Source organism: Haladaptatus caseinilyticus (genome assembly GCF_026248685.1).
Lineage (GTDB): Archaea > Halobacteriota > Halobacteria > Halobacteriales > Haladaptataceae > Haladaptatus > Haladaptatus caseinilyticus.
Genome location: NZ_CP111036.1, coordinates 2,068,288 through 2,091,608 on the forward strand (window position 1 = coordinate 2,068,288; position 23,321 = coordinate 2,091,608).

General features: G+C 59.7%; 27 protein-coding genes. 20 read left to right on the forward strand and 7 right to left on the reverse strand.

Annotated features, from left to right (window positions below):
- Positions 1 to 23 precede the first annotated feature (23 nt).
- Both OOF89_RS11115 and OOF89_RS11120 read right to left on the reverse strand, forming a co-directional pair.
- Positions 24 to 923, reverse strand: coding sequence for an alpha/beta hydrolase (locus OOF89_RS11115; RefSeq protein ID WP_266076099.1), 900 nt, complete (start codon positions 921 to 923; stop codon positions 24 to 26).
- A 72-nt stretch (positions 924 to 995) separates the two neighbouring features.
- A complete protein-coding gene (locus tag OOF89_RS11120) occupies positions 996 to 1,901 on the reverse strand; it encodes a hypothetical protein (RefSeq protein ID WP_266076101.1) in 906 nt (301 codons plus the stop codon).
- Positions 1,902 to 2,073: 172 nt separating this feature from the next.
- On the opposite strand from OOF89_RS11120, the gene OOF89_RS11125 reads away from it, so the two are divergent.
- Genes OOF89_RS11125 through OOF89_RS11145 form a run of 5 tightly spaced genes read left to right on the forward strand, consistent with a single transcriptional unit; the run spans position 2,074 to position 4,272 of the window.
- Positions 2,074 to 2,355, forward strand: coding sequence for a 50S ribosomal protein L44e (locus tag OOF89_RS11125; protein ID WP_266076103.1), 282 nt, complete (start codon positions 2,074 to 2,076; stop codon positions 2,353 to 2,355).
- Positions 2,356 to 2,358: 3 nt separating this feature from the next.
- A complete protein-coding gene (locus OOF89_RS11130; RefSeq protein WP_266076104.1) occupies positions 2,359 to 2,532 on the forward strand; it encodes a 30S ribosomal protein S27e in 174 nt (57 codons plus the stop codon).
- Positions 2,529 to 3,329 carry a translation initiation factor IF-2 subunit alpha gene (locus OOF89_RS11135; RefSeq protein WP_266076107.1) on the forward strand — a complete coding sequence of 267 codons (801 nt, stop codon included), beginning with the start codon at positions 2,529 to 2,531 and terminating at the stop codon, positions 3,327 to 3,329. The genes OOF89_RS11130 and OOF89_RS11135 overlap by 4 nt, the downstream gene beginning before the upstream one ends.
- A complete protein-coding gene (locus tag OOF89_RS11140) occupies positions 3,326 to 3,508 on the forward strand; it encodes an RNA-protein complex protein Nop10 (protein ID WP_266076109.1) in 183 nt (60 codons plus the stop codon). Before OOF89_RS11135 ends, OOF89_RS11140 begins: the two co-directional genes overlap by 4 nt.
- Before the next feature lie 5 nt (positions 3,509 to 3,513).
- Positions 3,514 to 4,272, forward strand: coding sequence for a proteasome assembly chaperone family protein (locus tag OOF89_RS11145; RefSeq protein WP_266076111.1), 759 nt, complete (start codon positions 3,514 to 3,516; stop codon positions 4,270 to 4,272).
- On the opposite strand, the gene OOF89_RS11150 is transcribed toward OOF89_RS11145, so the two are convergent.
- A complete protein-coding gene (locus OOF89_RS11150; RefSeq protein ID WP_266076113.1) occupies positions 4,269 to 4,796 on the reverse strand; it encodes a DUF7344 domain-containing protein in 528 nt (175 codons plus the stop codon). The genes OOF89_RS11145 and OOF89_RS11150 overlap by 4 nt on opposite strands.
- A 223-nt stretch (positions 4,797 to 5,019) precedes the next feature.
- Here OOF89_RS11150 and OOF89_RS11155 point away from each other — a divergent pair, with 223 nt between their 5' ends.
- Positions 5,020 to 5,586, forward strand: a complete 567-nt coding sequence (locus OOF89_RS11155; RefSeq protein ID WP_266076114.1) for a J domain-containing protein — start codon at positions 5,020 to 5,022, stop codon at positions 5,584 to 5,586.
- Positions 5,587 to 5,609: 23 nt separating this feature from the next.
- Here OOF89_RS11155 and OOF89_RS11160 read toward each other — a convergent pair whose 3' ends face one another.
- A complete protein-coding gene (locus tag OOF89_RS11160; protein WP_266079773.1) occupies positions 5,610 to 6,392 on the reverse strand; it encodes a DUF7839 domain-containing protein in 783 nt (260 codons plus the stop codon).
- Between the two features lie 131 nt (positions 6,393 to 6,523).
- Between OOF89_RS11160 and OOF89_RS11165 the strand changes: the two genes are divergently transcribed.
- Genes OOF89_RS11165 through OOF89_RS11175 form a run of 3 tightly spaced genes read left to right on the forward strand, consistent with a single transcriptional unit; the run spans position 6,524 to position 9,168 of the window.
- Positions 6,524 to 7,540, forward strand: coding sequence for a hypothetical protein (locus OOF89_RS11165; RefSeq protein ID WP_266076115.1), 1,017 nt, complete (start codon positions 6,524 to 6,526; stop codon positions 7,538 to 7,540).
- A 46-nt stretch (positions 7,541 to 7,586) separates the two neighbouring features.
- Positions 7,587 to 8,495: an archaeosortase A gene (gene artA, locus OOF89_RS11170; RefSeq protein WP_266076116.1), complete on the forward strand. Its 909-nt coding sequence runs from the start codon at positions 7,587 to 7,589 to the stop codon at positions 8,493 to 8,495.
- Entirely contained in the window at positions 8,482 to 9,168 is a 687-nt protein-coding gene (locus OOF89_RS11175) for a metallophosphoesterase (RefSeq protein ID WP_266076119.1), read from the forward strand. The genes artA and OOF89_RS11175 overlap by 14 nt, the downstream gene beginning before the upstream one ends.
- A 12-nt stretch (positions 9,169 to 9,180) precedes the next feature.
- Here OOF89_RS11175 and OOF89_RS11180 read toward each other — a convergent pair whose 3' ends face one another.
- Positions 9,181 to 10,437, reverse strand: a complete 1,257-nt coding sequence (locus OOF89_RS11180; protein ID WP_266076120.1) for an NAD(P)/FAD-dependent oxidoreductase — start codon at positions 10,435 to 10,437, stop codon at positions 9,181 to 9,183.
- Positions 10,438 to 10,569: 132 nt separating this feature from the next.
- Here OOF89_RS11180 and OOF89_RS11185 point away from each other — a divergent pair, with 132 nt between their 5' ends.
- From OOF89_RS11185 to OOF89_RS11195, 3 genes are all read left to right on the forward strand, one after another.
- Complete coding sequence (locus tag OOF89_RS11185) at positions 10,570 to 11,760, forward strand: threonine synthase (RefSeq protein ID WP_266079776.1); 1,191 nt, start codon at positions 10,570 to 10,572, stop codon at positions 11,758 to 11,760.
- Between the two features lie 240 nt (positions 11,761 to 12,000).
- Positions 12,001 to 12,144, forward strand: a complete 144-nt coding sequence (locus OOF89_RS11190) for a hypothetical protein (RefSeq protein WP_266076122.1) — start codon at positions 12,001 to 12,003, stop codon at positions 12,142 to 12,144.
- 1 nt (position 12,145) lies between these two features.
- A complete protein-coding gene (locus OOF89_RS11195; RefSeq protein WP_266076124.1) occupies positions 12,146 to 13,579 on the forward strand; it encodes a sodium:solute symporter family protein in 1,434 nt (477 codons plus the stop codon).
- Here OOF89_RS11195 and OOF89_RS11200 read toward each other — a convergent pair.
- Positions 13,576 to 14,724 carry a pyridoxal phosphate-dependent aminotransferase gene (locus OOF89_RS11200; RefSeq protein ID WP_407661564.1) on the reverse strand — a complete coding sequence of 383 codons (1,149 nt, stop codon included), beginning with the start codon at positions 14,722 to 14,724 and terminating at the stop codon, positions 13,576 to 13,578. The two genes, OOF89_RS11195 and OOF89_RS11200, sit on opposite strands and share 4 nt — an antisense overlap.
- Positions 14,721 to 15,125 carry a 6,7-dimethyl-8-ribityllumazine synthase gene (ribH, locus tag OOF89_RS11205; RefSeq protein ID WP_266076126.1) on the reverse strand — a complete coding sequence of 135 codons (405 nt, stop codon included), beginning with the start codon at positions 15,123 to 15,125 and terminating at the stop codon, positions 14,721 to 14,723. The genes OOF89_RS11200 and ribH overlap by 4 nt, the downstream gene beginning before the upstream one ends.
- Before the next feature lie 81 nt (positions 15,126 to 15,206).
- On the opposite strand from ribH, the gene OOF89_RS11210 reads away from it, so the two are divergent.
- The 8 genes from OOF89_RS11210 to OOF89_RS11245 all read left to right on the forward strand — a co-directional run bounded on the left by OOF89_RS11210 (position 15,207) and on the right by OOF89_RS11245 (position 23,296).
- Complete coding sequence (locus OOF89_RS11210) at positions 15,207 to 16,958, forward strand: flippase activity-associated protein Agl23 (protein ID WP_266076128.1); 1,752 nt, start codon at positions 15,207 to 15,209, stop codon at positions 16,956 to 16,958.
- 64 nt (positions 16,959 to 17,022) lie between these two features.
- On the forward strand, positions 17,023 to 18,183 hold the full coding sequence (locus tag OOF89_RS11215) for a 5-(carboxyamino)imidazole ribonucleotide synthase (protein ID WP_266076130.1): 1,161 nt from the start codon (positions 17,023 to 17,025) through the stop codon (positions 18,181 to 18,183).
- Positions 18,180 to 18,800, forward strand: coding sequence for a 5-(carboxyamino)imidazole ribonucleotide mutase (gene purE / locus OOF89_RS11220; protein WP_266076132.1), 621 nt, complete (start codon positions 18,180 to 18,182; stop codon positions 18,798 to 18,800). The genes OOF89_RS11215 and purE overlap by 4 nt, the downstream gene beginning before the upstream one ends.
- A gap of 186 nt (positions 18,801 to 18,986) precedes the next feature.
- A complete protein-coding gene (locus OOF89_RS11225; RefSeq protein WP_266076134.1) occupies positions 18,987 to 19,394 on the forward strand; it encodes an NADH-quinone oxidoreductase subunit A in 408 nt (135 codons plus the stop codon).
- The gene (locus OOF89_RS11230) at positions 19,391 to 20,095 is read left to right on the forward strand and encodes an NADH-quinone oxidoreductase subunit B (protein ID WP_266076136.1); all 705 of its coding nucleotides are present in this window, start codon (positions 19,391 to 19,393) and stop codon (positions 20,093 to 20,095) included. Before OOF89_RS11225 ends, OOF89_RS11230 begins: the two co-directional genes overlap by 4 nt.
- Entirely contained in the window at positions 20,092 to 21,747 is a 1,656-nt protein-coding gene (locus tag OOF89_RS11235; protein ID WP_266076138.1) for an NADH-quinone oxidoreductase subunit D, read from the forward strand. Before OOF89_RS11230 ends, OOF89_RS11235 begins: the two co-directional genes overlap by 4 nt.
- Complete coding sequence (locus OOF89_RS11240) at positions 21,744 to 22,838, forward strand: complex I subunit 1/NuoH family protein (protein ID WP_266076140.1); 1,095 nt, start codon at positions 21,744 to 21,746, stop codon at positions 22,836 to 22,838. The genes OOF89_RS11235 and OOF89_RS11240 overlap by 4 nt, the downstream gene beginning before the upstream one ends.
- A complete protein-coding gene (locus tag OOF89_RS11245) occupies positions 22,835 to 23,296 on the forward strand; it encodes a NuoI/complex I 23 kDa subunit family protein (RefSeq protein WP_266076142.1) in 462 nt (153 codons plus the stop codon). The genes OOF89_RS11240 and OOF89_RS11245 overlap by 4 nt, the downstream gene beginning before the upstream one ends.
- The last annotated feature ends 25 nt before the right edge of the window (positions 23,297 to 23,321 follow it).

The window sequence follows — 23,321 nt, forward strand, 5'->3', positions numbered from 1 at the left end:
GGCACGGGGAGGTTCGATGCGGATTAGCTGTACGAGGAATCGTAGGCCATGTGGTAGACGATCTCGTCGGCACAGTTGACCATGTAGCTCGAGTGGTCGGACCCGACCTGCGAGGTAACGTCGTTTTCGACGTAGTTACTCGGAACGTCGTTTCCATCCTCGTAACCCGTTTCGCCGAGCGCGCGGTCGAACTCCCGCGGCCAGTAGAGGTTCTGGAGCGTGCTATCGTCGTCGCTGTGGTAGTTGAACGTGGCGACGGTTTCGTTCAGGATGGCGTAGTAGGTCTCCGGCCACTCCATCGTCGGCGCTTCGTTGTCCTGTGCCGCGCCGAGGAAGTGGACGCTGTCGAATCGGTAGTACCCGTCGTCCCAGTAGGAGTTCGAATCCAGGATTCGAAGCGCGTTGAGGACGACCTGCGCACCGAGCGAGTGACAGGTGATTCTGAAGTCGCCGTTCGGACAGGCATACTTGTAATCCAACGCGAACTGCGCGAGTGCGTAGCCGTTTTTCTGTGCGATTTCCTGGCCCGTACCGAACCCGCCCCAATCGTTCCCGTCGTACTTGTCCGGCGCGTTCGAGTCCCACGAGAAACCGGCGACTTCCCCGCCGTAGCCTGCGCCGGTCAGGTTGTGGTACGCTTCGTCGAAGTTGTTCAGTGCGGCTTGTCTGTCGTTGTCGTAGCCGTGAACGTGGACGGTCAGTTCGCTGGCACATCCCGTATCGACGCCGGGGACGCTTCCATCGGTTTCGTAGTCGGTTCGTGAATATCCGGGTTCGAGGTCGCCTTCGCCGTTGTAGTGGCCTCTGGTCGAAACGATCGAATAGCCGTGTGACGATGCGAGTCCGGCGGTGCCGAGGACGCCGAGTCCGGTTGCTATTGTTGCTGTACTCTTCAGGTACTGTCTGCGTGGTAATCGTGTCATATTGGGTATGTCGTCGGGTGAGTCGATCGATTACTGATTCGTCAGCAAAAAACGAGCTGAGCGATCGTGGGATCAGTCGTATGACGGGACGTTGTTCATGTGATACACGATCTCGTCGCCGAGGTTGTCGAGGTATCCGGAGTGGTCGTTGCCGACCTGCGAGGTCGCGTCGAACTCGTTGTAGTTCGGTGCGGGCGTGTTGCCACTCTCGTAGCCCGTTTCGCCGAGTGCTTGATCGAACTCGTAGGAGTTGTAAATCCACTGGAGGACGTCGTCCTCGTGGCTGTGATAGTTGAACGTCGCCGTCGTCTCGTTGGTGATGGCGTTGTAGGTGTCCATCCACTCTTGGGTCGGTGCTTCGTTGTCTTGGGCCGCACCGAGCAGGTGCGTCGAATACACTTCGTGTCCTTGGTTGTCCCACCACGTCGTCACGTCGAGCGAGCGAAGCGAGCTCAACAACACTTGTGCGCCGAGCGAGTGGCTGACGAATCGAAGCGTCGTGTTCGGACAGTAGTATTTGAGATCGACGGCGAACTGCGCGAGTTTGACGCCGTTTTTCTGCGCGACGTCCTGTGCTGTTCCCCAACCGTAGTCCGCATCGCCGCTCCCTGCGTCGTTGTCCCACGAGTAGCCGATGACGGTGCCGTTATAGCCCGCGCCTTCGAGGTTGTTTTTCGCCGAGAGGAACTTGTCTTTCGCGTCCTGTTCTGGGTTGTCCCCTTTCTTGTGCCAGCCGTGGATGAAGACGGTCAGGTCGTTCACGCAGCCGGTATCGACACCCGGTACGTCACCCGTCGTGTCGTAACTCGTCTGCGTCTCGCTCGCCACGAGGTTCCCGTCGTCGTTGAAGTGGCCACGCGTGGATACGATCGGGATTCCGTATCGTTGCGCACTCACAGTCCCCGCACCGAGTGCCACAAGTCCAGTCGCCGTAACTCCCGTCTGCTTGAGAAATCGTCGTCGGTTAACGTTTGTCATGATGACTCCAAAATCAATTTTGACCTCTAGTCACTTCAAAATTTTTATTTTTGAACCCGAATAAAACAACCCCATACGGACGGATATATATATCCGTGGAGCCGTGCTATCGGATTCGAAACCAAACGGGTTTTAAGCACCGGGGCGCAATTCGTCCGTAAGGTCGATATCTATGCAGATGCCACGACGCTTTAACACGTACTGCCCGCATTGTCACACCCACCACGAACACGAAGTCGAAAAGGTTCGTTCAGGCCGACGAACCGGAATGAAGTGGGACGCCCGCCAGCAGAAACGCGGCAAAGCCGTTATCGGTAACGCTGGTGGTTTCTCCAAGGTTCCCGGTGGAGACAAACCGACGAAGAAAACGGACCTCAAATACCGCTGCAGCGAGTGCGGCAAGGCTCACCTCCGTCCGGGATGGCGCGCCGGCCGACTCGAATTCCAGGAGTAGATCATGGCAGGAAATTTCCACACGGTTCAGTGCCCGGATTGTGAGAACGAACAGACGGTCTTCAGCAAGGCCGCGAGCGAAGTCAATTGCGTCGTCTGCGGTCACCGCCTCGCCTCGCCAACCGGCGGCAAGGCTAAAATCGACGGCGACGTTACAGAGACAGTAGCATCCCGATGAAATACAGTGGCTGGCCCGAACCTGGCGAACTCGTCGTCGGTAAGGTCGATGAGATAGAGGATTTCGGGGTCTTCATTGACCTCGAAGAGTACGAGGACAAACGTGGACTCGTCCACGTCAGCGAAGTCGCCAGCGGCTGGATCAAAAACGTCCGAGACCACGTTACCGTGGGACAAACAGTCGTCTGTAAAGTGTTCGACGTCGATGAGAGCTCCCAACAGATAGACCTCTCCATCAAGGACGTCAACGAACACCAGCACAGCGACAAGATTCAGGACTGGAAGAACGAACAAAAAGCGGATAAATGGATGTCCCTCGCGTTCGGCGAGGGGATGACCGACGAGCAGTATACGCAGATCGCGAACGAACTGTACTCCGAGTTCGGTAGCATCTACGACGGTTTCGAGCAGGCCGCTATCCACGGTTCCGAAGCGCTCGAGAACACCGAACTCTCGGACGAGGAAATCGACTCCCTCGTCGAAACTGCACGGGAAAACGTCTCGGTTCCGTACGTCAACGTAACCGGCTACGTCGATCTCCGGAGTCCGGGGAAAAACGGCGTTGATGGTATCAAAGAGGCCCTGAAGGCTGCCGAAGGAAACGGCGACATACCCGACGAAGTCGAACTCGACGTGACGTACGTCGGTGCGCCCGAGTACCGAATCAAAGTCAGGGCACCGAACTACAAAACCGCGGAGGCGCAACTCGAAGAGAGCGTCACCCGCGCCAAAGTCGCCATGGACGACGTGGGTGGAACCGCCGACTTCCACCGCGAACGCCACACCGAAGACGAATGAAATCCGATATCCGGGTGTGTTCTGCGTGGGAGGCAGAGCACGACCGGCCGGTGTACACCCTTTCTACGACCTGCCCGGACTGCGGAGCGGAGGCGATAAACAGCGCACCTGCCCCGTTCGACCCGGCTGACCCTTACGGCGAGTACCGACGCGCTCTTAAGCGGCGCGCCCGCGACTAACCCACATGGACGAAGTTGATATCGAAGTAGTCGCGGATCCGACGCTGGAGTCGCCAGTTCTCATCGAAGGATTGCCCGGCGTCGGTCACGTCGGCAAACTCGTCGCCGAACATCTACTCGAAGAGAAAGAGAGTGAACTCGTCCGGCGAGTGTACTCCGAGTACCTGCCACCACAAGTGAGCGTCGAGGACGACGGTACGACCGAGTTGGTTTGTATCGAACTCTACGCGCTGACGCTAAACGAACGAGACGTGCTCGTGCTGACCGGCGACTATCAGGCTCAGGATAACGCGGGCCACTATCGTCTCACAAACGCGTTCCTCGACATCTCCGAGGAGTTCGGCGTCGAGCGTCTGTTCGCGCTTGGTGGCGTTCCAACGGGTGAACTGATCGAAGAGTACGCCGTCTTGGGTGCGGCAACGAACGCGGAGTTCGTGGACGAACTCGAATCGGTCGATGTAGAGTTTCGAGAGGACGAACCCGCTGGGGGTATCGTAGGAACGAGCGGACTGCTGCTTGGACTCGGCGGCCGTCGCGGTATCGATGGTGCCTGTCTGATGGGTGAGACGAGCGGGTATCTCGTTGACCCGAAAAGCGCACAGTCAGTGCTCGAAGTGCTACAGAACGTGCTCGGATTCGAGGTCGGTTTCGGTTCGCTCGAAGAGCGTGCCGAGGAGATGGAAGAGGTCGTCGGAAAGATCGAGGAGATGGAAGCCCAGCAGAATGCGGTTGCAACCGACGACGACCTCCGGTATATCGGTTAAAACAGCGATTTTTCCTGACCTTTATAGACGTGGTAGAGGGCGGAGGCTACGAAGAACGTGAGGAAAAACCACGTCCAGAACTCGAAGTCGAACATCCGAACCGAAAACAGCTCGAACTCCGCTGCAAGCAGAACAACGGATTGTAGCAGACCGAGACCGAGATAGTACGTCGCCCACGAAACGTCGTGCTGTGGGACGACTTCCATGTACACCTCGACCTCTCGAACACGGTCCTTGAGGGTGAGCTCTTTCGACCGCTGATCGTACTCGACGATACTGAGGTCGTTTAGCTTCGGGAGGTGCGTTTGGTGAAGCGACACGTAAACGCTCTTTCTGACGTTGCGTGGTGCCGGTGACTCATCCGTTTCTAGGGTTGCGATGTGCTCCGCAAGGTCATCGACCGTTAGCGATCCGCCGGATTCACGAAGGTGTCTAATAGCCTCTCGTCGCCTATCGTTCCGTAAGACGTTGTGAATCTGGCTCTCGTCAAGTTCCTGCTCCGTCGCCGGTTCGGTGAGTTTCATGGCTGGGGACTAACGTGGCTTGGTTTCGGCGGTATTGGTTGGGTTCTCGTCAGAGTTCGTCGTTCATATAGATAATAACCTGTAGGTATTAACTTTACCATTGTTACCACATTTTTGATTAGAAAAAAACAACGTGTAGCTCCACGTATCCTGGGTTGTAAATGTGCCATTGCCGACCGTTTCGGCGGGAGTTTCTTTATTATTCGCGTCCTACATAAATATCATGCCCGACTGGCTGATCTCCGGGTTGTGGCTCTCGCTAGCTGTCGCCGTCGTCATCGCTGGTATCTTCGTCGTGGGGGCGCGTCTCTTCCCGACACAGCAGGCGACGAACGCGACCTACGTGTTCGGCGAGGTGAAGCGCCGAACCGAAATTCGACAGTATCTGCGAGCCATCGGTGAGGACTTCGCCGAAGACCACTTCGTCGCAGGTCAACACGTCGCCTTCTATCTCCCGGAGCGTGACGTCGCCATCACGTTCGATGCTCGGGCGTTCTTTCGCATCGAGAAGTCGGACACCTATGCAGTCCTGGTCGAACACGAGATGCCGGGTCATCATCTCGGCGACCGACTCCCGTTCGAGACGCCTACGTTGGAACGGGAAGCCGATGTGGACACGACACAGGCGGCGTTCGCCATTCTTGGCGTTCCTACGTGTGCAACCCTTTCGGAAATAAAATCCGCCTATCGTGAGAAGGTAAAGGACGTGCATCCCGACCATGGCGGTACGCAGGAGGAGTTTCAACGCGTCCGCGAAGCCTACACTACTGCCAAAAATCACGTGGGCTGAGTTTTCACGTTACTCACTCGTAATTAGTCGACGTTCGCCACTTCGTACGCGACTCCGGCGTCACGAAGCGCGTCGGTGACACGACCGACGCTGTCGGAGGTTGCGACGATGACGACGTCGAGTCCGCGTTCTGCGGCCTCCGCCGCGACCGCTCCCGATGCAAACGTCGTATCCGGTTTCACGCCAGCGGAGCGAAGGGCGACGACAGCCTCGACACCCGTCGCAGCGAGGACGGCTTCGCCCTCGCACGCAACGGCGAGTGCGTCCGAATCGACCGCATTACTTCCGCCGGAGCGAACGGGTGGAATCTGGTACACTGTCACTCGACCCGGTTCGAGGTCGATGATACCCTCGAACTCCGTGACACCGACTTCCGTCCCCTCGGTCGCGTCGGTCGTTGCAATGCCAGTCGCCGGGCCTTCATCCCCGGGTGTAGCGTGCAACAACCCGTCTTGGAGGGAGAGAGTCACCGTCGTCCCCTCTTCGATGTCGGTCGTCGCTATGGCGGCGTCTTCACCGACGTTCCCGAGGATGTCGTCGGTGACGTGGTCCGCAAACCGACGCACGTCGGTTGCGGACTGCAAAAGCCAATCGACGCCCTCTTTCGTTACGCTGTAGCGCGAGCGACCTTCCTTTTCGACCAATCCGTCGGCGACGAGCCCTCGGGTGTATTCGCTGACGGCTTGGCTCGTAACGCCGACGACGTCTGCGATTTCGCCCTGACTCACCGCCGGTTGACGGTCCGCAATTTCGGCGAGGATGCGAAACCGTGTTGCGGCACGCTTGTCCTCCAACACGTCGGCCATATTCGGACAGTCGGGTGGAACGATAAAAATACCAGTGGTCGGGCGACCGAGCGACACCTCCAGACAATTTTCCCACATCTAGAAGTAAATTTTATTACCTTATGAGTTAATAATATTATTGCAGGCGATTGATGATGCAAAATAACGATTCCAAGCGGTTCGATAGACGAAAGTTCATGAAAGGGATGGGCGCCGCGGCAGGGGCAATTTCGCTCCCCATCGTAGGACAGGCACGAGCCCAACGACCATCCGTTGCACTCCTTACCGCTGATTCGAACGATTCGATTTCCGTGGCGGAGATGCAGTCAGTTCGCCAACGCGTCCACGAAGCACGAGGAGTCCCGCTTCGGGCGGAAACCGTGCCCGCAAGTGATGATGGGGATATCGTCGCGTTCGCGTACGGTATCGATTCTGAGGGTGTCCCGTCGCAGTACGTCGGTGTCAGCGACGGTAGCAAGGACGTCGCACCCCTTCGAAACAAAGCGGAACTCCGCGCACAACAGTTCGCACGTGGGGACTTTCCACAGCAACAACGCGCTTCCTCGTCCGACGTGACGACCCAGGCGAGTTGGAACCGAATCGTCCACGACGAGAAGGATTTCTGCGCCGACCCGCACGGCTGTGTCACGGACAATTTCGACGTCTACCAACTTTCAGGCGACGGCGATGCCTATCAGGACGCGTATTCGGTCAAACACGTTTTCGCCATGGAACCTGGTGTGAGAAAATACGGCAGTGATTGGGAAAACAACGTCGGTCGTCCACTTCACGACTGGTCCGCCGGAGACATCGGCGGCGAGGATTTGGACGAATGGGACCCACTCGGCACCCACGATGGATCACAGACGATCAGCGTGAGCATCGGAACGAGCGGCGCAAGTCTCGGATGGAGTTACACCCAACCCGCCGTCACGACCGTCGATAAAACCAGCCCAAGTGGCAACTACGCGAAGTGGTCCGAGGAGTTCAACACCTCGTCCGCTCGACGAAACACGAACGGCATGAAGCCTGGAAGCCGTGCATGGGTTACCCAGCACAGCAGCGGAAAATACCACTTACTAGATGTCGTCTCCGACGGGGAGTTCCAGAACAGTTGGGGAACTACACACTCCGTCAAGTTCACCTGGCACGTCTACGTCTACGCCTGATTCCGCGAGCGTCAGGTCTATATTAGGGGACGACAAGGGACGAATCGTGACCGCAGTCGTCCCCGACGCTCTCCCTGACGTGCTCGCGTGGTTGGTTATTGCATCGTTCATCACAACCGCGGCACTCGAACGGTACGACCGCAAGATCGCTCGCACTGTCGGTGCCGGAGCCTGGATACTGTTCGGCCTGTTTTGGGGCGTGCTCTTTCCGCGGTTTGCCTTCGAAATGAAGAGTTTCGTGGAGGGTGCCCTCACCCTCGCGGCAGTGCCGCTGTGTATCTACGCTGGATATCAGCTCTATTCGGGTCGCGACACGCTGTTCGTTCTCTCACGTGCAATCGCGGCGATGGGAATCATCTACGTTCCTTTTTCCAGTATCGAGTTTCTCCGCCAATGGCTCGTCGAGCTTGTGAGCTACCAGACGAACGTCGTTATCGAAGCGCTCGGCTACGATCCCGAGTTCACGATTGCTGAGCAGAACGGCTATCACAGCGCGTTCATCTTCACTGACGAGACGGGGCACACCTACTACACATATCTCGTGCTCGCCTGTACTGGAATCGGAAGCATGAGCATTTTCGGCGGCCTCATTGCCGCGGTCAAGGCACCCCTCAGACGGAAGCTCAAGGCGTTCACGATCGCTGTCTCTATCATCTGGGTGCTGAACGTCGCTCGAAACGTCTTTATCGCGCTGGCCTTCGGCAACCAATGGTTCCAGTTCTTCGTCGGCCCCATCACGTCGCTCGCTGGCTACGCGGATCCCGGCATGGTATCGTTTTTCATCGCCGACCGGGTGCTCTCGCAACTACTCGCAGTGGTTGCTTTGGTCGCGATCCTCTGGTTGGTCCTCCGTGACCTGCCGGAACTGCTGACGGTCATCGAGGACGTGGCCTATCTCGTCACGGGGAACGAATACGACCTCCGTCGAACGGTTCGAACCGATGGAGGACGCTGAGTTCGCGGACCGGGGAGTCTACCTTCCCGAAGCGGACGCGCTCGTTATCGCGGACCTCCATCTCGGCAGGGACGCCACGTCGAACGTCTCGCTCCCACTCGGCGAGCGTGCTGACTTGACCTCCAGGTTCGAAACCCTCCTCGACCGGTTTTCGCCCGAAGAGGTCGTCCTCGCGGGCGACGTGCTTCACGCCTTCGACCGACTTCCCGACGAAGCGAGAGAAACCTTCGACGACCTTCAAAATCTCGCAGCGGATGCTGGTGCGGATTTCGTCCCAGTTCTTGGCAACCACGATTCACGGCTCGCCGACCTGACCGACCCCTCCGACGAGTATCGCCTCGGGGACGGAACGCTCGTCTGTCACGGCCACGAGGTATCCGAGTCGGTCGCGCCGCGCTACGTCGTCGGCCACGACCACCCCGCGATAGAAATCGAGGGCAAGCGCCGCCCCTGCTATCTCTGGGGGCCGGAAACCTTCCGCGACTCGGACGTACTCGTCCTCCCGGCGTTCACCCGGTTCGCGAGCGGCGCGGTCGTCAACGACATGTGTGGGAGCGATTTTCAGACGCCCTTCGTCACCAGCGCGAACTCATTTCAGCCAATCGTCCGCGACGACGACGCGGACGAAACGTATCGGTTCCCGCCGTTCGGCGAGTTTCGAGAGCTGTTATGAGCGGGGTCAACCTCACAAATCCTCGTACACCGCACGTGCGGCTTTTCGACCGCTCTCCATCGCGGCGTTGAGCGATGACGCTTCGGTGAACTCGCCCGCGAGATATACCGATTTCCGACCGGTTCGATTGCTTGGTAGCGAGTCGAAAACGCCCGGCGGTTGGGCGAACTGGGCGAACTCGATTCTGTCGGTGTGAAGATGTTCGAGGTTGGAAAACGTTCGCTCCGGATACCACGCTTGGAGCGTCCCCCGAACCGTCTCGGCGAGTTCGTCATCCGATTTCTCCGATGTTCCGAGAAACGTCGCAGAGAGCAGTTCTCGGTCGTCAGGTGCGTACTCCGGAGCCACTGCGGATAGCGGAACGATTTCGTTCGGCGCGTCGTCCGCGACGTTGAGTAGGATACGTTTTCCCGTATCGAGTGACGCATCGTGGGGGAGATATTGCGTCACGCAGCCGCGAGCGTCGGTCGGAATCGAATCAACGCCGGTCAACTCACGGGCGGATTTCGGGTCGGTCGCGACGACGACAGCGTCGGCGGTGATGGTTTCACCGCCGACTTCGATCTTCGCCTCGTCGCCGTCCGTTTCGACCGCGGAGACGCCGTTTCCGAACTCTATTTTTGCGCCTGCTTTCCGTGCGTTGTCGGCCAACTGTTCGGAAATCGCGCCCATTCCATCTGTCGGAATCGCGGTTCGACCGGTGGAAAGCATCTTGAACGTAAACTCGAACACCTTCTTCGAGGTCGAAAGCGACCTGTCGAGCGTGATACCGCCGTAAAACGGCCCGACGAAGCGAGTTCGGAACTGCTCCGAAAATCCTCGTTTGTGGAGGTATTCTTCGATGGATTCGTCGTCCCCGTCGAAAATCTCGCGGTTCGGTTTCCGGGCGAGTTCCCGCCGGAGTCGCAGGGTTCTGATTTTGTCGCCAAGGCTCACCTCGCGGTTTGTTGCCGATTCGAACACCGTTTTGGGGTCGCGGAGCGGGTCGGCTAGCACCGACCGACCACCTGGACGGGCCAGCACCGCACCGGGGGAAAAGTACCGCAAATCGAGCTCATCGTAATCGAGTTCGCGCTTCGCGGCGGGATACTCGGTGAAGAGTACCTGAAATCCCCTGTCGAGGAGAAAACCGCCCTTCTCTCGGGTTCGGACTCGGCCACCGGCCTCGTCCTCACGTTCGAACACGTGGACGTCCACGCCCAGTTCAGCGAGATGGCGGGCGGCAACGAGTCCCGCGAGTCCCGCCCCGGCGACGACGATAGTAGTCATGGAGGGTAGTCGTTCGTGTCGCCTAAACGTCTCTTGGCCCATCTGGTTGGGGAAACGGTATGGAGAGCCGAAATAGGAGCAAACGATACGGTGGATGAACAGGGCTTAGTGTCCCCCCGCGAACCACCGATTATGGAGACGACGGACGCATTCATCGGCTTGACGTGTGTGGATTGCGACGGGACGTTCGACGCGGAGGTCGAAACCCATCGCTGTCCCGACTGTGACAGCATCCTCGACCCGGATTACGATTACGACGCCATCGATCTCTCGCGGAGCGACCTCGAATCCCGTCGGTTCGACACGATGTGGAAGTACGAGGAACTGCTCCCGTTCACCCGAGAATCGTCGATTTCGATGGACGAAGGAGCTACTCCGTTGGTCGAATGCCCGAACCTCGCGGAGGAGATGGGTGTCGGCCGCGTCCTACTCAAGGACGAAGGACGAAATCCGACCGGGACGTTCAAAGACCGCGGCCAGACGATGGCGGTGACGGCGGCGGCACAGCACGGTGCGACCGACGTTGCGCTCGCCTCCGCCGGAAACGCTGGGCAGGCCGCCGCTGCGTACGCCGCCCGTGCCGGTCTCCAATCGCACGTCTTCCTCCCGACGCGCGCCGGATTCACCAACAAAGCGATGGTGAACGTCCACGGCGGCGACATGAAGGTCGTCGAGGGCCGAATCGGCGACGCGGGCGCGGCCTACGCCGACGCGATGGAAGACGAAGACTGGTACTCCGTCAAAACGTTCGTCACGCCCTATCGCCACGAAGGGAAAAAGACGATGCTCTACGAAATCGCCGAGCAGATGGACTGGGAAGTTCCTGACGCAATCGTCTATCCGACCGGCGGCGGAGTGGGACTGGTCGGCATGCACAAGGCCGCAAAGGAGTTCCGCGAACTGGGCTTGACCGACGACCTTCCGGCGATGTACGCCGCCCAGTCCTCCGGTTGTGCCCCAATCGTGAAAGCGTGGGAGGAAGGGAAAGACGTTCATGAAGCATGGGAAACACCGGACACGATTTGCGGCGGTATCGAGATTCCCGACCCCGGTGCGAGTCCGATGATTCTCGACGCCCTGCGCGAGAGCGACGGCGGCGCGGTCGCGACGAGCGACGAGGACATCCTCGATTCGGCTGTCGCGGTCGCCCAGCAGGAAGGACTGGAGATGGGCGCGACCTGTGCTGCCGCCGCGAGCGGCGCGTGGGAACTCGCCCAGCAGGGCGAGTTCGACGAGGATGACACCGTCGTCCTGCTCAACACCGGCGCTGGCAACAAGGACGACGACGTGCTCCGAAGTCACCTGATGGGGATGGGCGTCTAAATCTCCCGACAACTATTTCCGCTTTCTCTGACGCGCATTCGATGGAGTGACTCGGGCAGTTCGCTCCGAGTGCGGCGAAATCAGTTTTCACGTCCGTTTTGCCACTACTCCGAGGGTCCGGGAGTATTCGCCACCAGCGGTTTTCGTATAGAGACGACGCGACTACGAACGGACGATGAGACACGTATTCGACCCCGAAACCCCCCGTCCGAATGATTTGACGAGTATCGGAGGATATCCATGAGCGTCCTCGGACTCCCGCTCTCGACGTTCCTCGTGTTCGTCGGAACGTTCGTCGCCGGGAGCGTCGGGATGATTCATTACCTCGCCGTTCACGTCCTCGGCGGGGAGTCGTTCGACCGTTACGAGACGGAGGGACTGTAGGATGGCGGTCAACACCGTTTATCTGGTCACCTTTTCCGCCTACCTTCTCGTCGTTCTCGCGGTCGGCGCGTGGGGATACACCCGAACGAACGATGTGGAGGACTTCTGGGTCTATGGTCGCGACTTGGGGCCGTGGTTGGCGACGTGGTCGTACGTCGCCAACTTCGTCAGTGCCGTCGCAGTCGTCGGGTTCATCGGTGCGATTTACGACGTCGGCTACGCGGTAATGGCGGGCATCTCGTTCGGCCTCATGCTCGGTATCAGCTGTCTGTACTTCGTCGTTCATCGAGTTCGGGAACTGAATCACGTCACGCTCCCCGACATCATCGCCGACGTGACCGGAAAGGAGTGGTCGCGTCCGGTCGCCGCCGTCGTCCTGCTCGGTAACGCATGGCTCTACCTCATCATGCAGTTGGTCGGCGCGAGTATCCTCGTGACGACCATTACGGGCGTCCCCTACCGCTACATGGTGTGGGTTCTCGGCTTCGTGTTCATCGCCTACACCGTCATGGGCGGCTTGGTAAGTGTCGCATGGACCGATCTCCTGCAGGGTATCGTCATGTACGCGATGGTCGTGCTGGCGCTCGTCTACCTCACATTCGACCTCGGCAGTCTCACGTCCATCAACACGCAGTTCGCCGCGCTCGACGCCGCGAACACCGCGCCCCTCGGAAACGGCGTATACACCGTGGTCGGCATCGTCGGTTCCATGGTCGCCTTCTTCGGAACGGTGTTCACGAGCCAAAGTAACATCATTCGAATCAACGCGACGAGGGACATCGAAACCGCGAAATTCCACCTCGCCGCCGCGGGCGTCCTCCTCGGAGCGTTCGAGGTCATCCTCGTTCTCCTCGGCGGAGCAACGAGCGTCGCGCTCCACAATGCCGGACTCGCGATTCAGAACACCGACCGCGCGTTCCCGGTGCTCATCACGGAGTACCTGCCGACGGAGGTCGGCGCGTTCATCATCCTCGCCGCGATGAGCGCCATCCTTTCGACCACCGACACGCGGCTTCACGCGACCGGAGTCACGACGGCCCGTGACATTTACGGCTATTTCGCCCCGAATGCGCCCGAATCGAAGCAACTCGACGTTTCGCGCTATGCGACGATTTTCTTCGGCCTCGCGGCGACCGTCGTCGCCGTGAATCCGCCGGGGGCGATCATCAGCCTCTACGAATTCCGTGCCGTCCTGCTCACCTGTGCGTTCCTGCTCCCGGTCTACGCTGGTCTGTACTGGCGCGGTGTCGCGGGTAATGCCCTCGTCGCGTCGATGGTGTCCGGCACCATCGTTGGAGTCGGCCTGCGACTCGCCGGGAGTCCGTTCGGCATCGCCCCGACCATCGCGGGTGTGGGCGTAGCAGCGCTGACGCTCGTCGGCGGGCACGTGCTATCGACAGAAGAGACGGATGAAGCGGTTTCGTCGGCCGATTAGAGTAGTTCGTTCTCGACCAGTCGCTCGACCGCTTCCTCGATTCGATCGAGGTCGGCCGCATAGGAGATGCGGGCATATCCCGGCGCCCCGAAGGCGCTTCCGGGAACGGTTGCTACGTAGGCCTCTTCCAATGCGTCTTCACACCACTGCTGGTCGTCGCCATCGACGGGGAGCATCATGTAGAACGCCCCGTCGGGCGTTCGAACGTCCACGTCGTGTTGTTTCAGGAGCGCGACGAGCCGGTCTCGGCGTTCGTGGAACGCCTCGACCATCTCGCCGACCGCGGCTTCGGTGTTTTGGAGGGCTTCGACGCCTGCACGCTGGACGAAGTTCGTCGCCGAGGAAACCGAATGCGAGTGGAGTTTCGCGGCCTGCGAGACGAGTTCCTCCGGACCGGCCAGGTAGCCGAGTCGCCAGCCGGTCATCGAGTAGGCCTTCGAGAAACCGTTTATCGTGACCGTGCGGTCGAACATCCCGTCGAGCGTCGCGAGGCTGGTGAGTTCGACGCCGTAGGTGATTTTCTCGTAGATTTCATCACTGATGACGGTCACGTCGTGTTCGACCGCCAAATCGCGGACGCCCTCCAACGCGGCGTCGGAGTAAACCGCGCCGGTCGGGTTCGACGGCGAGTTGACGATGAGCAGTTCGGTGTCGTCGGAGATGGCATCGCCGAGATCGTCGAGGGCGGGTTCGAGTTGGAAGTCGTGCGGTGCGAGGTCGACCCGAGTGAGGTCGCCGCCCGCGAGTTTCACCATCGCCTCGTAGGAAACCCATGCCGGGTCGAGAAGGACGACTTCGTCGCCGTCGTCAACGAGCGTCTGCACCGTCTCGTAGAGCGCCTGCTTCGCGCCGGGCGTAACGATGACGTTGTCCGCCTCGTATTCCAGTCCGTCGCCACGCAGTTTTTCCGCGACCGCTTCGCGGAGTTCCGGAACACCGTTCGACGGCGGGTAGCCCGTGTAGCCGTCCTCCATCGCTTGCTCACAGGCTTCCACGACGTTTTCGGGGGTCGGGAAGTCGGGTTCGCCCACGCTCAGGTCGATGACGTCCTCGCCGTCGGCTTCGAGTTGGGAAGCGAGACTGCTGATTGCGAGCGTCGCACTGGGCTCGACGCGCTGGATTCGATCCGAGAAGTCCATCGTCATTGGAGTTCCTCCACGAGGTCGATAGCTCCTTCGACTGCTCGCGCACCGTAGTCGGTACGCTCGCGGGCCTCCGCGGCCGACATCCCCGGTCCAGTAACTCCGAGCGCGACGGGGGTATCCCGGTTCACGCTCACATCAGTCAGCTTTTGCGCCGTTGCAGTCGTGATGACCTGGTCGTGGTCGGTGTCCCCGGTGATGACGGCACCGAGCACTGCAACGCCGTCGATATCTTCCCGCCGGGCGAGTTTGTCCGCCGCGAGGGGCGTGTCGTACGCCCCCGGGACGTGTAGCGTTTCGACTATCTCTACGTCGTGCTCGTCGGCGGCTTCGTGTGCCGACGCCTCCATCTGCTCCGTTATCGGCGCGTTGAACTCCGCGACGACGAGTCCGAGCGTTACCATATCTGGCGGAAGGCCAGCGCAACTAAAAGAACTACCGCTCTCCGCAACGCTTGTATCCCTCCTCCGTTTTGGAAGAAAACAATGAATTCGGACGAACGCCCGTTGTCCGGTTGGGTGGCCCGGAACCGGGGTCTCACTGGTCTTCTCGCCGTCACGGCGTTGGCGCTGGTACTCCGTCTCTTTCGTCTCGGGTCCCGATCCGCTCACTGGGACGAAGCCCGTGTCGGGTATTGGATTCTCCGCTATCAGAAGACCGGTGTCTTCGAGTATCACGCCGTTATCCACGGGCCGTTTTTCGCACAGGTGAACAGCGTCCTCTTTCAGTTGTTCGGTGCGAACGATTTCGTGGCTCGACTCCCAGTCGCGCTCGTCACCGGCCTGCTTCCGCTTGCCGCATGGCTCTACCGCGACCATCTTCGCGAATCGGAGATGGTCGCCCTCGCGCTCTTTTTCGCCGTCAACCCCATCTTGCTCTACTACTCGCGGTTCATGCGGAACGACGTGCTTCTCGCGGCGTTCATGTTGTTCGCACTCGGGTTTTTCCTCCGTGCGCACGCAACGGGGGAGGCCCGGTACCTCTACGCCGGAACCGCCGCGATGGCGCTCGGATTCACGACGAAGGAGAACGTCCTCCTCTACATCCTCTCGTGGCTCGGTGCGGGTGCGCTGTTGCTCGACCATCGCTTGCTTCTCGCACGCGATCACGACAGGGGGTGGACTGGCGTGTTCGCCGAGTATGCGAAGCGGACCGGGACCAGCGTCTCCCGGTTTGCTCCACACCTTCTGCTCGCGCTGATCGAGTTCTTCGTCATCTTCGTCTACTTCTACGCGCCGCGGGCGCGGGGCTTCGAAGGGCCGGGGTTGTGGAAAGCGTTCGGCGATCCGACGATGTTCAGTGCCGTCATCTCGGAAGCGATAGTCGGCTCGTGGGAGGAACTCACTCAACAGTGGGTCACGAGCCATGGCCACGCATACCTTCCTTACTTGAAACATTTCGTGAAGGTACTCGAACAAGGGGCACTTCCGTTGGTCGTCTTCGCGATACTCGGATTTCTCGCCGTCCGATACGTTGACGACCGTCCCCGCGACCTCGTCTCGTTCGCATTCTACTGGGGCGCAGTGGGAATCCTCGGCTACCCCCTCGTGACGGATATCAAAGCAGGATGGGTCACCGCCCACGTCGTAGCCCCCCTCGCAATTCCGGCGGCGGTCGGTGTGGCGCTCCTCTACCGATGGGGTCGGGAAGCCTACGAGGACGGCGATGATTCGGGGATGGCGGCCGCGGGAATCGTCGCGCTGCTCGTCGTTGCTCAGGTCGCGTTCCCGGCGATCAGTATCGTTTATTTACACCCACAGGACCACCAAATCCCCGGCATGTTCGGTGGTCAGGAGGATAACCACCTCGTGCAGTACGGCCAACCGGCCGACGGAATCGGTCCGACGCTAGAGAAAGTACAGGCAGTGTCAAAGGCGAATCGAGACGGTACGGATGTGCTATACTACGGCTATCTCGACGACCAGGGCCAGTACATCTTCTACGTCCCTGACGAGGGGGACAACGAGTACTGGCCACCCGCAAGCAGTTGGTACAATCGCCTGCCACTGCCCTGGTACACCGAACTTGCGGACGCGAAGGTCGATAGTACGTTGAAAAACGATACGTTCGACAGTCGAAAGCCGCCGGTCGTTATCACCCGAACCGAAAAGCGACCCGATCTCGACGGCTATCTGACCGGCTACGTTGCCTACGACCACGAACTCACGCTATTTGGGAGCGAGACGACGATTTACATCAAGCGAAGCGCGCTCCGTGAGGCGAACGTACATGCATAATCGTGCATATTCTTGTGTGTGCTTGGCAAATTTTATGCACTCTCAGCCATAACTCGCGGACAACATGGTTACGGCTTCACCGCCAACGCTCGGCGTCGTCGGTGGCGGACAACTCGGTCGGATGCTCGCGGAATCCGCCTCGCCGCTCGGTGTCGAACTGCTCGTACTGGACCCGACACCCGACTGTCCGGCGTCTCCGGTCGCCCGCGATCAGATCGTCGGTGATTTCGACGACGAAGATGCGATTCGAAAGCTCGCGGAGCGGGCCGACGTACTGACGTTTGAAATAGAGCTAGCGGACTCCAACGTGCTCGAAGCGGTCGAAGCGGAGTACGACGTTCCCGTGCACCCCGACCCGGGTACCTTACGCATGATTCAGGACAAACTCGTCCAGAAGCGCACGCTGAAAGAGCAGGGAATTCCGGTTCCCGACTTCCGACCCGTGGACGACCGTGACGACCTACTCTCGGCAGGCGAGGAGTTCGGTTATCCGATGATGCTGAAGGCTCGTAAAGGCGGGTACGACGGCCGTGGTAACGTTCCCGTCGAATCAACGGAAGACGTAGACGCCGCTCTCGACGAGGTCTCGGGTGAGTTGATGGTCGAGAAGTTCGTCCCCTTCGAGCGCGAACTGTCCGTTATCGCGGTCAAGGGTGACGATGAGATCACGACTTTCCCCGTCGGTGAGAACGTCCACGAGGACGAAATCCTGCGTGAAACCGTCGTTCCTGCTCGCGCACCGGAATCCGTTCGCGAGCGGGCGGAAGAAGTCGCACGCGATGTTCTCTCCGTGTTGTCCGGCCGCGGCGTGTACGGAATCGAGTTGTTCGAAGGCGAAAACGGGGCGATCTCGGTGAACGAAATCGCCCCGCGTCCGCACAACTCCGGCCACTACACTATCGAGGGCGCACTGACCTCGCAGTTCGAACAGCACGTCCGCGGCGTCCTCGGCTATCCGCTCGGCGCGACGGACCTCCGAAGTCCGGTCGTGATGTCGAACGTCCTCGGTGACGTAGTGGACAGCCAACCGGCCGACCTCTCCGGCGTGGGCGAGGTGCTTTCGACCCACGGCGCGTCGTTCCACTGGTACGGCAAGCGCGAGGTTCGCCCGCTTCGAAAGATGGGGCACGTCACGCTGGTCGGCGAGGAATCTGGAACCGAACCATCGACTGCCGACCTACTCACGGACGCACGCTCGCTCACCGATCAACTCACATTCCAATGACGAACGCAGAATCAGTCCGACGACTCATCGAACAGTTCGAAGCCGAGGCGGGACGTGACCGTGATCCGGAAGCGACTCCCGACGTCGGTATCATCATGGGAAGCGATTCCGACTTGGATGTGATGTCGGGTGCCTACGAGGCGCTTACCGAACTCGGCTTCGAAGAGGTGACCGATTACGACGACCCACCGAACTCCGAGTTTACGTTCGAGACGTACGTCGTCTCCGCACATCGAACGCCGGAACTCATGTACGCCTACGCGAAAACGGCGGAGGACCGCGGCTTGGATGTCATCATCGCGGGGGCAGGCGGTAAATCCGCCGACCTGCCGAACATGACCGCTTCGCTCGCATATCCGCTTCCTGTCGTCGGAGTTCCGGTGCAGGAAAAATCCGTTTCATCGGTTATCGGGATGCCAACTGGCGCCCCGATCGTTGCCGTGGATACCGGAAAGTCGTTCAACGCCGGTCTCTCTGCGGTCCAGATACTCGCCAGAGAACACGACAAACTTCGGGAACGGTTAGTCGCGTACCACGACGACCTGCAGTCGAGCGTCGGCGAGGTGTCCACGAAACTCCACGAAACCGGGACACCCCAGTTCCGGGACGAATCGTAACATCTCACATTTCTTTCCATTGCGTAGGGATGGCGGGTTCAGTCCGTGTTGGAAATGTGGCGTTACGGAAAAGAAAGCGTCAGTTGCCTCGATACGGACCAAAGCGGGTCTGGCTGCCTGGAATCGCAAGAATCAACGCTTATAGGGGTGCGCTCACAAAACACCGCCTGCTAGGAGAATACCGGTATGAATCCATGGGTAGCCATTGGCGCGTTGGCTCTGGTGGGACTTGCGATACCATTGAGTATGATGGTCGTTTCAAGTCTCCTCAGACCGACCGTGCCAGAACAGGGAAAATCCGCCACCTACGAGAGCGGTGAAATTCCAACCGGGACGACGCGCATCCGCTTCAACATCCAATACTACATGGTTGCGCTGTTGTTCGTCGTCTTCGACATCGAGACAGTCCTCATCTTCCCTTGGACTGTCATCTATCGCAGCGCCATCGAAGGTGGCGTCAGTCTTGCGACGGTGCTCGTTCCGATGTTGGTCTTCATCGCGGTTCTCGTCGTCGGCCTCGTTTGGGCCTGGCGTAACGGTGCGGTGCGGTGGGTTCGTAGCCCCCGCGGAACGCAACGGAGAGTGGAACAATGAGCAACGAACCACGGGAATTTATTCAGGGTAGCACAGCACCCCAGACCAAAACTCGTGAGGCCCGAATGGGCGACGGCGTCGATAACCGCTTCAACTCGAAGCTTCGAGAAGCGTTCGGCGCATCCCCGTTTATTCTCACGAAGTTCGATAAGTTCATGAACTGGGTCCGGGGGTCGTCGATGTTCATGCTGCAGTTCGGTATCGCCTGCTGCAGCATCGAGATGATGCACACCTACGCGGTCAAACACGACTTGGACCGATTCGGGTCGGGTGTGCCTCGCGCATCGCCGCGACAGGCCGACGTGATGATCGTCCCCGGGACGATCGTTTCGAAGTTTGCGCCGCGAATGAAGCGTGTCTACGATCAGATGCCGGAACCCAAGTTCGTCGTGAATATGGGTTCGTGCGCCATCAGCGGCGGCCCGTTCCAGGAAGGGTACAACGTCATCAAGGGTGCGGAAGAGGTCATTCCGGTGGACATCCACGTCCCCGGTTGCCCGCCACGCCCGGAGGCACTCGTCTACGGCGTCGTGAAACTACAGGAGCGCATCGCCAACGGCGAAACCAGTCCGGTGACGGTCAAACCGTACGAGCTGGAACAGTTCGGCGACTTGGAACGCGACGAGCTCGTCGATAAACTGTCCACGGAAATAGACGAGGACGACCTCGTCATGCGGTACAACTGGGCTGATTCACCATGAGTTCTCAAGAGGAAGTCCCCGCCGTCGAAGGTGTCGATGGGGACGAGCTCGCCGACTTGCTCGACGACCACGTTATCGGGCGCGAGGAGCATCTGAACGCTCCCGGTTTCGTCGTTCGGCCCGACGCCGTGCAAGACGCACTCAGGACGCTCCGCGACGAGGCAGGTTTCGACCACCTCTCGATGCTCACGGCACAGGACTACGAGGATCGCTACGAGAGCGTCTATCACCTCAAAAAGTACGACGACCCGACGCAGGAGGCGAGCGTCGTCGTCCCGACGCCGCTCGACGCCCCGAAACACCAGACCGCGGAACCGGTGTTCCGTGCAGCGGATTGGCAGGAACGTGAGGCGTACGACCTCGTCGGAATCGACTACGACGGTCACCCCGACCTGCGTCGTATCCTCCTCCCCGAGACGTGGCAGGGTCACCCGCTTTCGCGAAACTACGATCAGGACCGACCACAGATCGTCTCGTTCAGCGAGCACGCGAATCCGATTCAGGGAGATCACCTCGACGAGGAGTCGGACACGATGTTCCTCAACATCGGTCCACACCACCCCGCGACGCACGGTGTGCTTCACCTGAAGACGACGCTCGACGGCGAACAGGTCGCGGACGTCGATCCGGACATCGGCTACCTCCACCGTTGTGAGGAGCAGATGGCACAGAACGGTACGTACCGCCACCAGATCATGCCGTATCCGGACCGCTGGGACTACGCGTCCGCGGGGCTGCTCAACGAGTGGGCGTACGCCCGCGTCGCCGAGGACCTGAACGACCTCAGCGTGCCGGAGTACGCACAGATTATCCGGACCATGGGTGCGGAACTCTGTCGTATCGCATCTCACTTGCTTGCAGTCGGAACGTTCGCGCTCGACATCTACGGCGACTTCACTGCTATCTTCATGTACGCCATGCGCGATCGCGAGGTGATCCAGAACATTCTGGAGGACCTGACCGGCCAGCGCATGATGTTCAACTACTTCCGACTCGGTGGGGTCGTCTGGGACATACCGGAACCGCGCGAGGAGTTCTTCGAGAAGGTCCGGGACTTCATGGACGAGCTCCCCACCGCCCTCGAGGAGTACCACGATATGGTTACGGACAACGAGATCTTCCAGATCCGAACCATCGACACGGGGGTCCTCGAACCCGATGTCGCCAAGCAGTACGGCGTGACCGGACCGGTTGCCCGTGCATCGGGAATCGATTACGACCTGCGTCGTGACGACCCGTACGGCTACTACGACCAACTCGATTGGAACGTCGTCACAGAAGACGGCTGTGACAACTACGCGCGTTTCCTCGTTCGAATGCGCGAGGTCGAAGAGTCGGCGAAAATCATCGAGCAGTGTGTCGACCTACTCGAGGATTGGCCGGAAGAGGAACGTGAGATTCAGTCGAACGTTCCCCGGACGCTCAAACCTGAAGCGGACACCGAAATCTACCGTGCCGTCGAAGCGGCCAAAGGTGAACTCGGCATCTACATCCGATCGGACGGGACGGACAAACCCGGTCGATTCAAGATTCGTAGTCCATGCTTCTGTAACTTGGCGGCACTCGGCGAGATGTCCAATGGGGAGTACATCCCCGACCTCGTCGCCACGCTCGGTAGCCTCGACGTAATTCTCGGGGAGGTTGACCGATGAGCTTCGTCCCATTGCAGGGTCAAAGCCCGGTCGTCCTTCCCGAGCAAATCGCTCGCGCGCTGTTCGGTAACAATCCCGCCGCATGGCAGGAGCTCTTGTCTGCAGTCATCGGTGCTGCCATCATCGGGACCGTCATGATGACGATGACGGCGTTCGCCGGACCGTGGGCGAAACGGAAAATCACCGCGGCGTTCACCGACCGTATCGCGGTGAACCGTGTCGGGCCGTTCGGCCTGCTCATCATCGTCGCGGACGCAGTGCGTTTGCTCGGAAAAGAACTCATCGTTCCGGACGGCGCGGACCGACCGGCGTTCGACCTCGCGCCGATCGTCATGGCGTCGTCGGCGCTGCTCGGTTTCGCCGTCATTCCGATGGGTTCCCTTTTCGGCATCAATATGCAACTCGCTGACCCCGAGACTGGGCTCGCGTACGTGTTCGCCGTCGCATCCATCGCCACGCTCGGCGTGACGATGGGTGGCTATGCGTCGAACAACAAATATTCGCTGCTCGGCGCACTCCGTGCGGTGGCACAGAACATCGCCTACGAGATTCCGCTCGTCGTGACGGCGGCTTCCGTGGTCATCTTCGCTGGGTCGCTCCAGATGAGCCAAATCGTCGCTCAGCAACAGGAAACGCTCGTTTCCATCGGCGGCTTCGCCATCCCGGCGTGGTACGCGTTCGTGAACCCGTTCGCGTTCGTGCTCTTCCTCGCGGCGAACCTCGCGGAAATCGGACGGAACCCGTTCGATATTCCGGAAGCGCCGACGGAGATCGTTGCAGGATACCAGACCGAGTACTCGAGCGTGTACTTCGTGCTGTTCTACCTCGGTGAGTTCCTGCACATCTTCCTCGGCGGTGCCATCATCGCCACCGTCTTCCTCGGTGGTCCCGACGGGCCCGCTTCCGGGTCGATCGGCTTCATCTGGTTCACCGTCAAAATTTGGGCGGTGTTCCTGTTCACGCAGTGGGCACGTTCGGCAGTGCCGCGTGTTCGTATCGACCAACTCATCGAAATCGGTTGGAAGGGCATGCTCGTGCTCTCGTTCGCAAACCTGGTTCTCACGGCCGTCATCGTGGGAGTGATGCTATGATCGGACTACTCAAAGGAATGGCAACGACGATGAAACACGCATTGGACGGGTCCACGTTCACGGTCGAGTATCCGGACGTGGCACCCGAAGTCAGTCCACGCTTCCGCGGCATCCACAAGTTCAGCCAAGAGCGCTGTATCTGGTGTCGCCAATGCGAGAACGTCTGTCCGAACGACACGATTCAGATCGTTCAGGACGACCAGCGCAACGGCGAGCAGTACAACCTCCACGTCGGGCAGTGCATCTACTGCCGACTCTGCGAGGAGGTCTGTCCCGTTGACGCGATTTTGCTCACCCAGAACTTCGAGTTCACGGGTGACACGAAAGACGATCTCGTCTACAACAAAGAACAGTTGAAGAACGTCCCCTGGTACAAAGATATCGACCCACTCGAATCACGCGAACCCGATCGTTCCGCGTGGATCGGGGAGGGCGAGGGAGCAGTAGACTACCAGTAAACGCGCCCGTCTCGAAATCTTAAAA

Bases quoted from the DNA above. Each gene is read 5' to 3' on its own strand.
- OOF89_RS11115 (WP_266076099.1), bottom strand. From the start codon at position 923: ATGACACGATTACCACGCAGACAGTACCTGAAGAGTACAGCAACAATA.
- OOF89_RS11120 (WP_266076101.1), bottom strand. From the start codon at position 1,901: ATGACAAACGTTAACCGACGACGATTTCTCAAGCAGACGGGAGTTACG.
- OOF89_RS11125 (WP_266076103.1), top strand. From the start codon at position 2,074: ATGCAGATGCCACGACGCTTTAACACGTACTGCCCGCATTGTCACACC.
- OOF89_RS11130 (WP_266076104.1), top strand. From the start codon at position 2,359: ATGGCAGGAAATTTCCACACGGTTCAGTGCCCGGATTGTGAGAACGAA.
- OOF89_RS11135 (WP_266076107.1), top strand. From the start codon at position 2,529: ATGAAATACAGTGGCTGGCCCGAACCTGGCGAACTCGTCGTCGGTAAG.
- OOF89_RS11140 (WP_266076109.1), top strand. From the start codon at position 3,326: ATGAAATCCGATATCCGGGTGTGTTCTGCGTGGGAGGCAGAGCACGAC.
- OOF89_RS11145 (WP_266076111.1), top strand. From the start codon at position 3,514: ATGGACGAAGTTGATATCGAAGTAGTCGCGGATCCGACGCTGGAGTCG.
- OOF89_RS11150 (WP_266076113.1), bottom strand. From the start codon at position 4,796: ATGAAACTCACCGAACCGGCGACGGAGCAGGAACTTGACGAGAGCCAG.
- OOF89_RS11155 (WP_266076114.1), top strand. From the start codon at position 5,020: ATGCCCGACTGGCTGATCTCCGGGTTGTGGCTCTCGCTAGCTGTCGCC.
- OOF89_RS11160 (WP_266079773.1), bottom strand. From the start codon at position 6,392: ATGGCCGACGTGTTGGAGGACAAGCGTGCCGCAACACGGTTTCGCATC.
- OOF89_RS11165 (WP_266076115.1), top strand. From the start codon at position 6,524: ATGATGCAAAATAACGATTCCAAGCGGTTCGATAGACGAAAGTTCATG.
- OOF89_RS11175 (WP_266076119.1), top strand. From the start codon at position 8,482: ATGGAGGACGCTGAGTTCGCGGACCGGGGAGTCTACCTTCCCGAAGCG.
- OOF89_RS11180 (WP_266076120.1), bottom strand. From the start codon at position 10,437: ATGACTACTATCGTCGTCGCCGGGGCGGGACTCGCGGGACTCGTTGCC.
- OOF89_RS11185 (WP_266079776.1), top strand. From the start codon at position 10,570: ATGGAGACGACGGACGCATTCATCGGCTTGACGTGTGTGGATTGCGAC.
- OOF89_RS11190 (WP_266076122.1), top strand. From the start codon at position 12,001: ATGAGCGTCCTCGGACTCCCGCTCTCGACGTTCCTCGTGTTCGTCGGA.
- OOF89_RS11195 (WP_266076124.1), top strand. From the start codon at position 12,146: ATGGCGGTCAACACCGTTTATCTGGTCACCTTTTCCGCCTACCTTCTC.
- OOF89_RS11200 (WP_407661564.1), bottom strand. From the start codon at position 14,724: ATGACGATGGACTTCTCGGATCGAATCCAGCGCGTCGAGCCCAGTGCG.
- ribH (WP_266076126.1), bottom strand. From the start codon at position 15,125: ATGGTAACGCTCGGACTCGTCGTCGCGGAGTTCAACGCGCCGATAACG.
- OOF89_RS11210 (WP_266076128.1), top strand. From the start codon at position 15,207: ATGAATTCGGACGAACGCCCGTTGTCCGGTTGGGTGGCCCGGAACCGG.
- OOF89_RS11215 (WP_266076130.1), top strand. From the start codon at position 17,023: ATGGTTACGGCTTCACCGCCAACGCTCGGCGTCGTCGGTGGCGGACAA.
- purE (WP_266076132.1), top strand. From the start codon at position 18,180: ATGACGAACGCAGAATCAGTCCGACGACTCATCGAACAGTTCGAAGCC.
- OOF89_RS11225 (WP_266076134.1), top strand. From the start codon at position 18,987: ATGAATCCATGGGTAGCCATTGGCGCGTTGGCTCTGGTGGGACTTGCG.
- OOF89_RS11230 (WP_266076136.1), top strand. From the start codon at position 19,391: ATGAGCAACGAACCACGGGAATTTATTCAGGGTAGCACAGCACCCCAG.
- OOF89_RS11235 (WP_266076138.1), top strand. From the start codon at position 20,092: ATGAGTTCTCAAGAGGAAGTCCCCGCCGTCGAAGGTGTCGATGGGGAC.
- OOF89_RS11240 (WP_266076140.1), top strand. From the start codon at position 21,744: ATGAGCTTCGTCCCATTGCAGGGTCAAAGCCCGGTCGTCCTTCCCGAG.
- OOF89_RS11245 (WP_266076142.1), top strand. From the start codon at position 22,835: ATGATCGGACTACTCAAAGGAATGGCAACGACGATGAAACACGCATTG.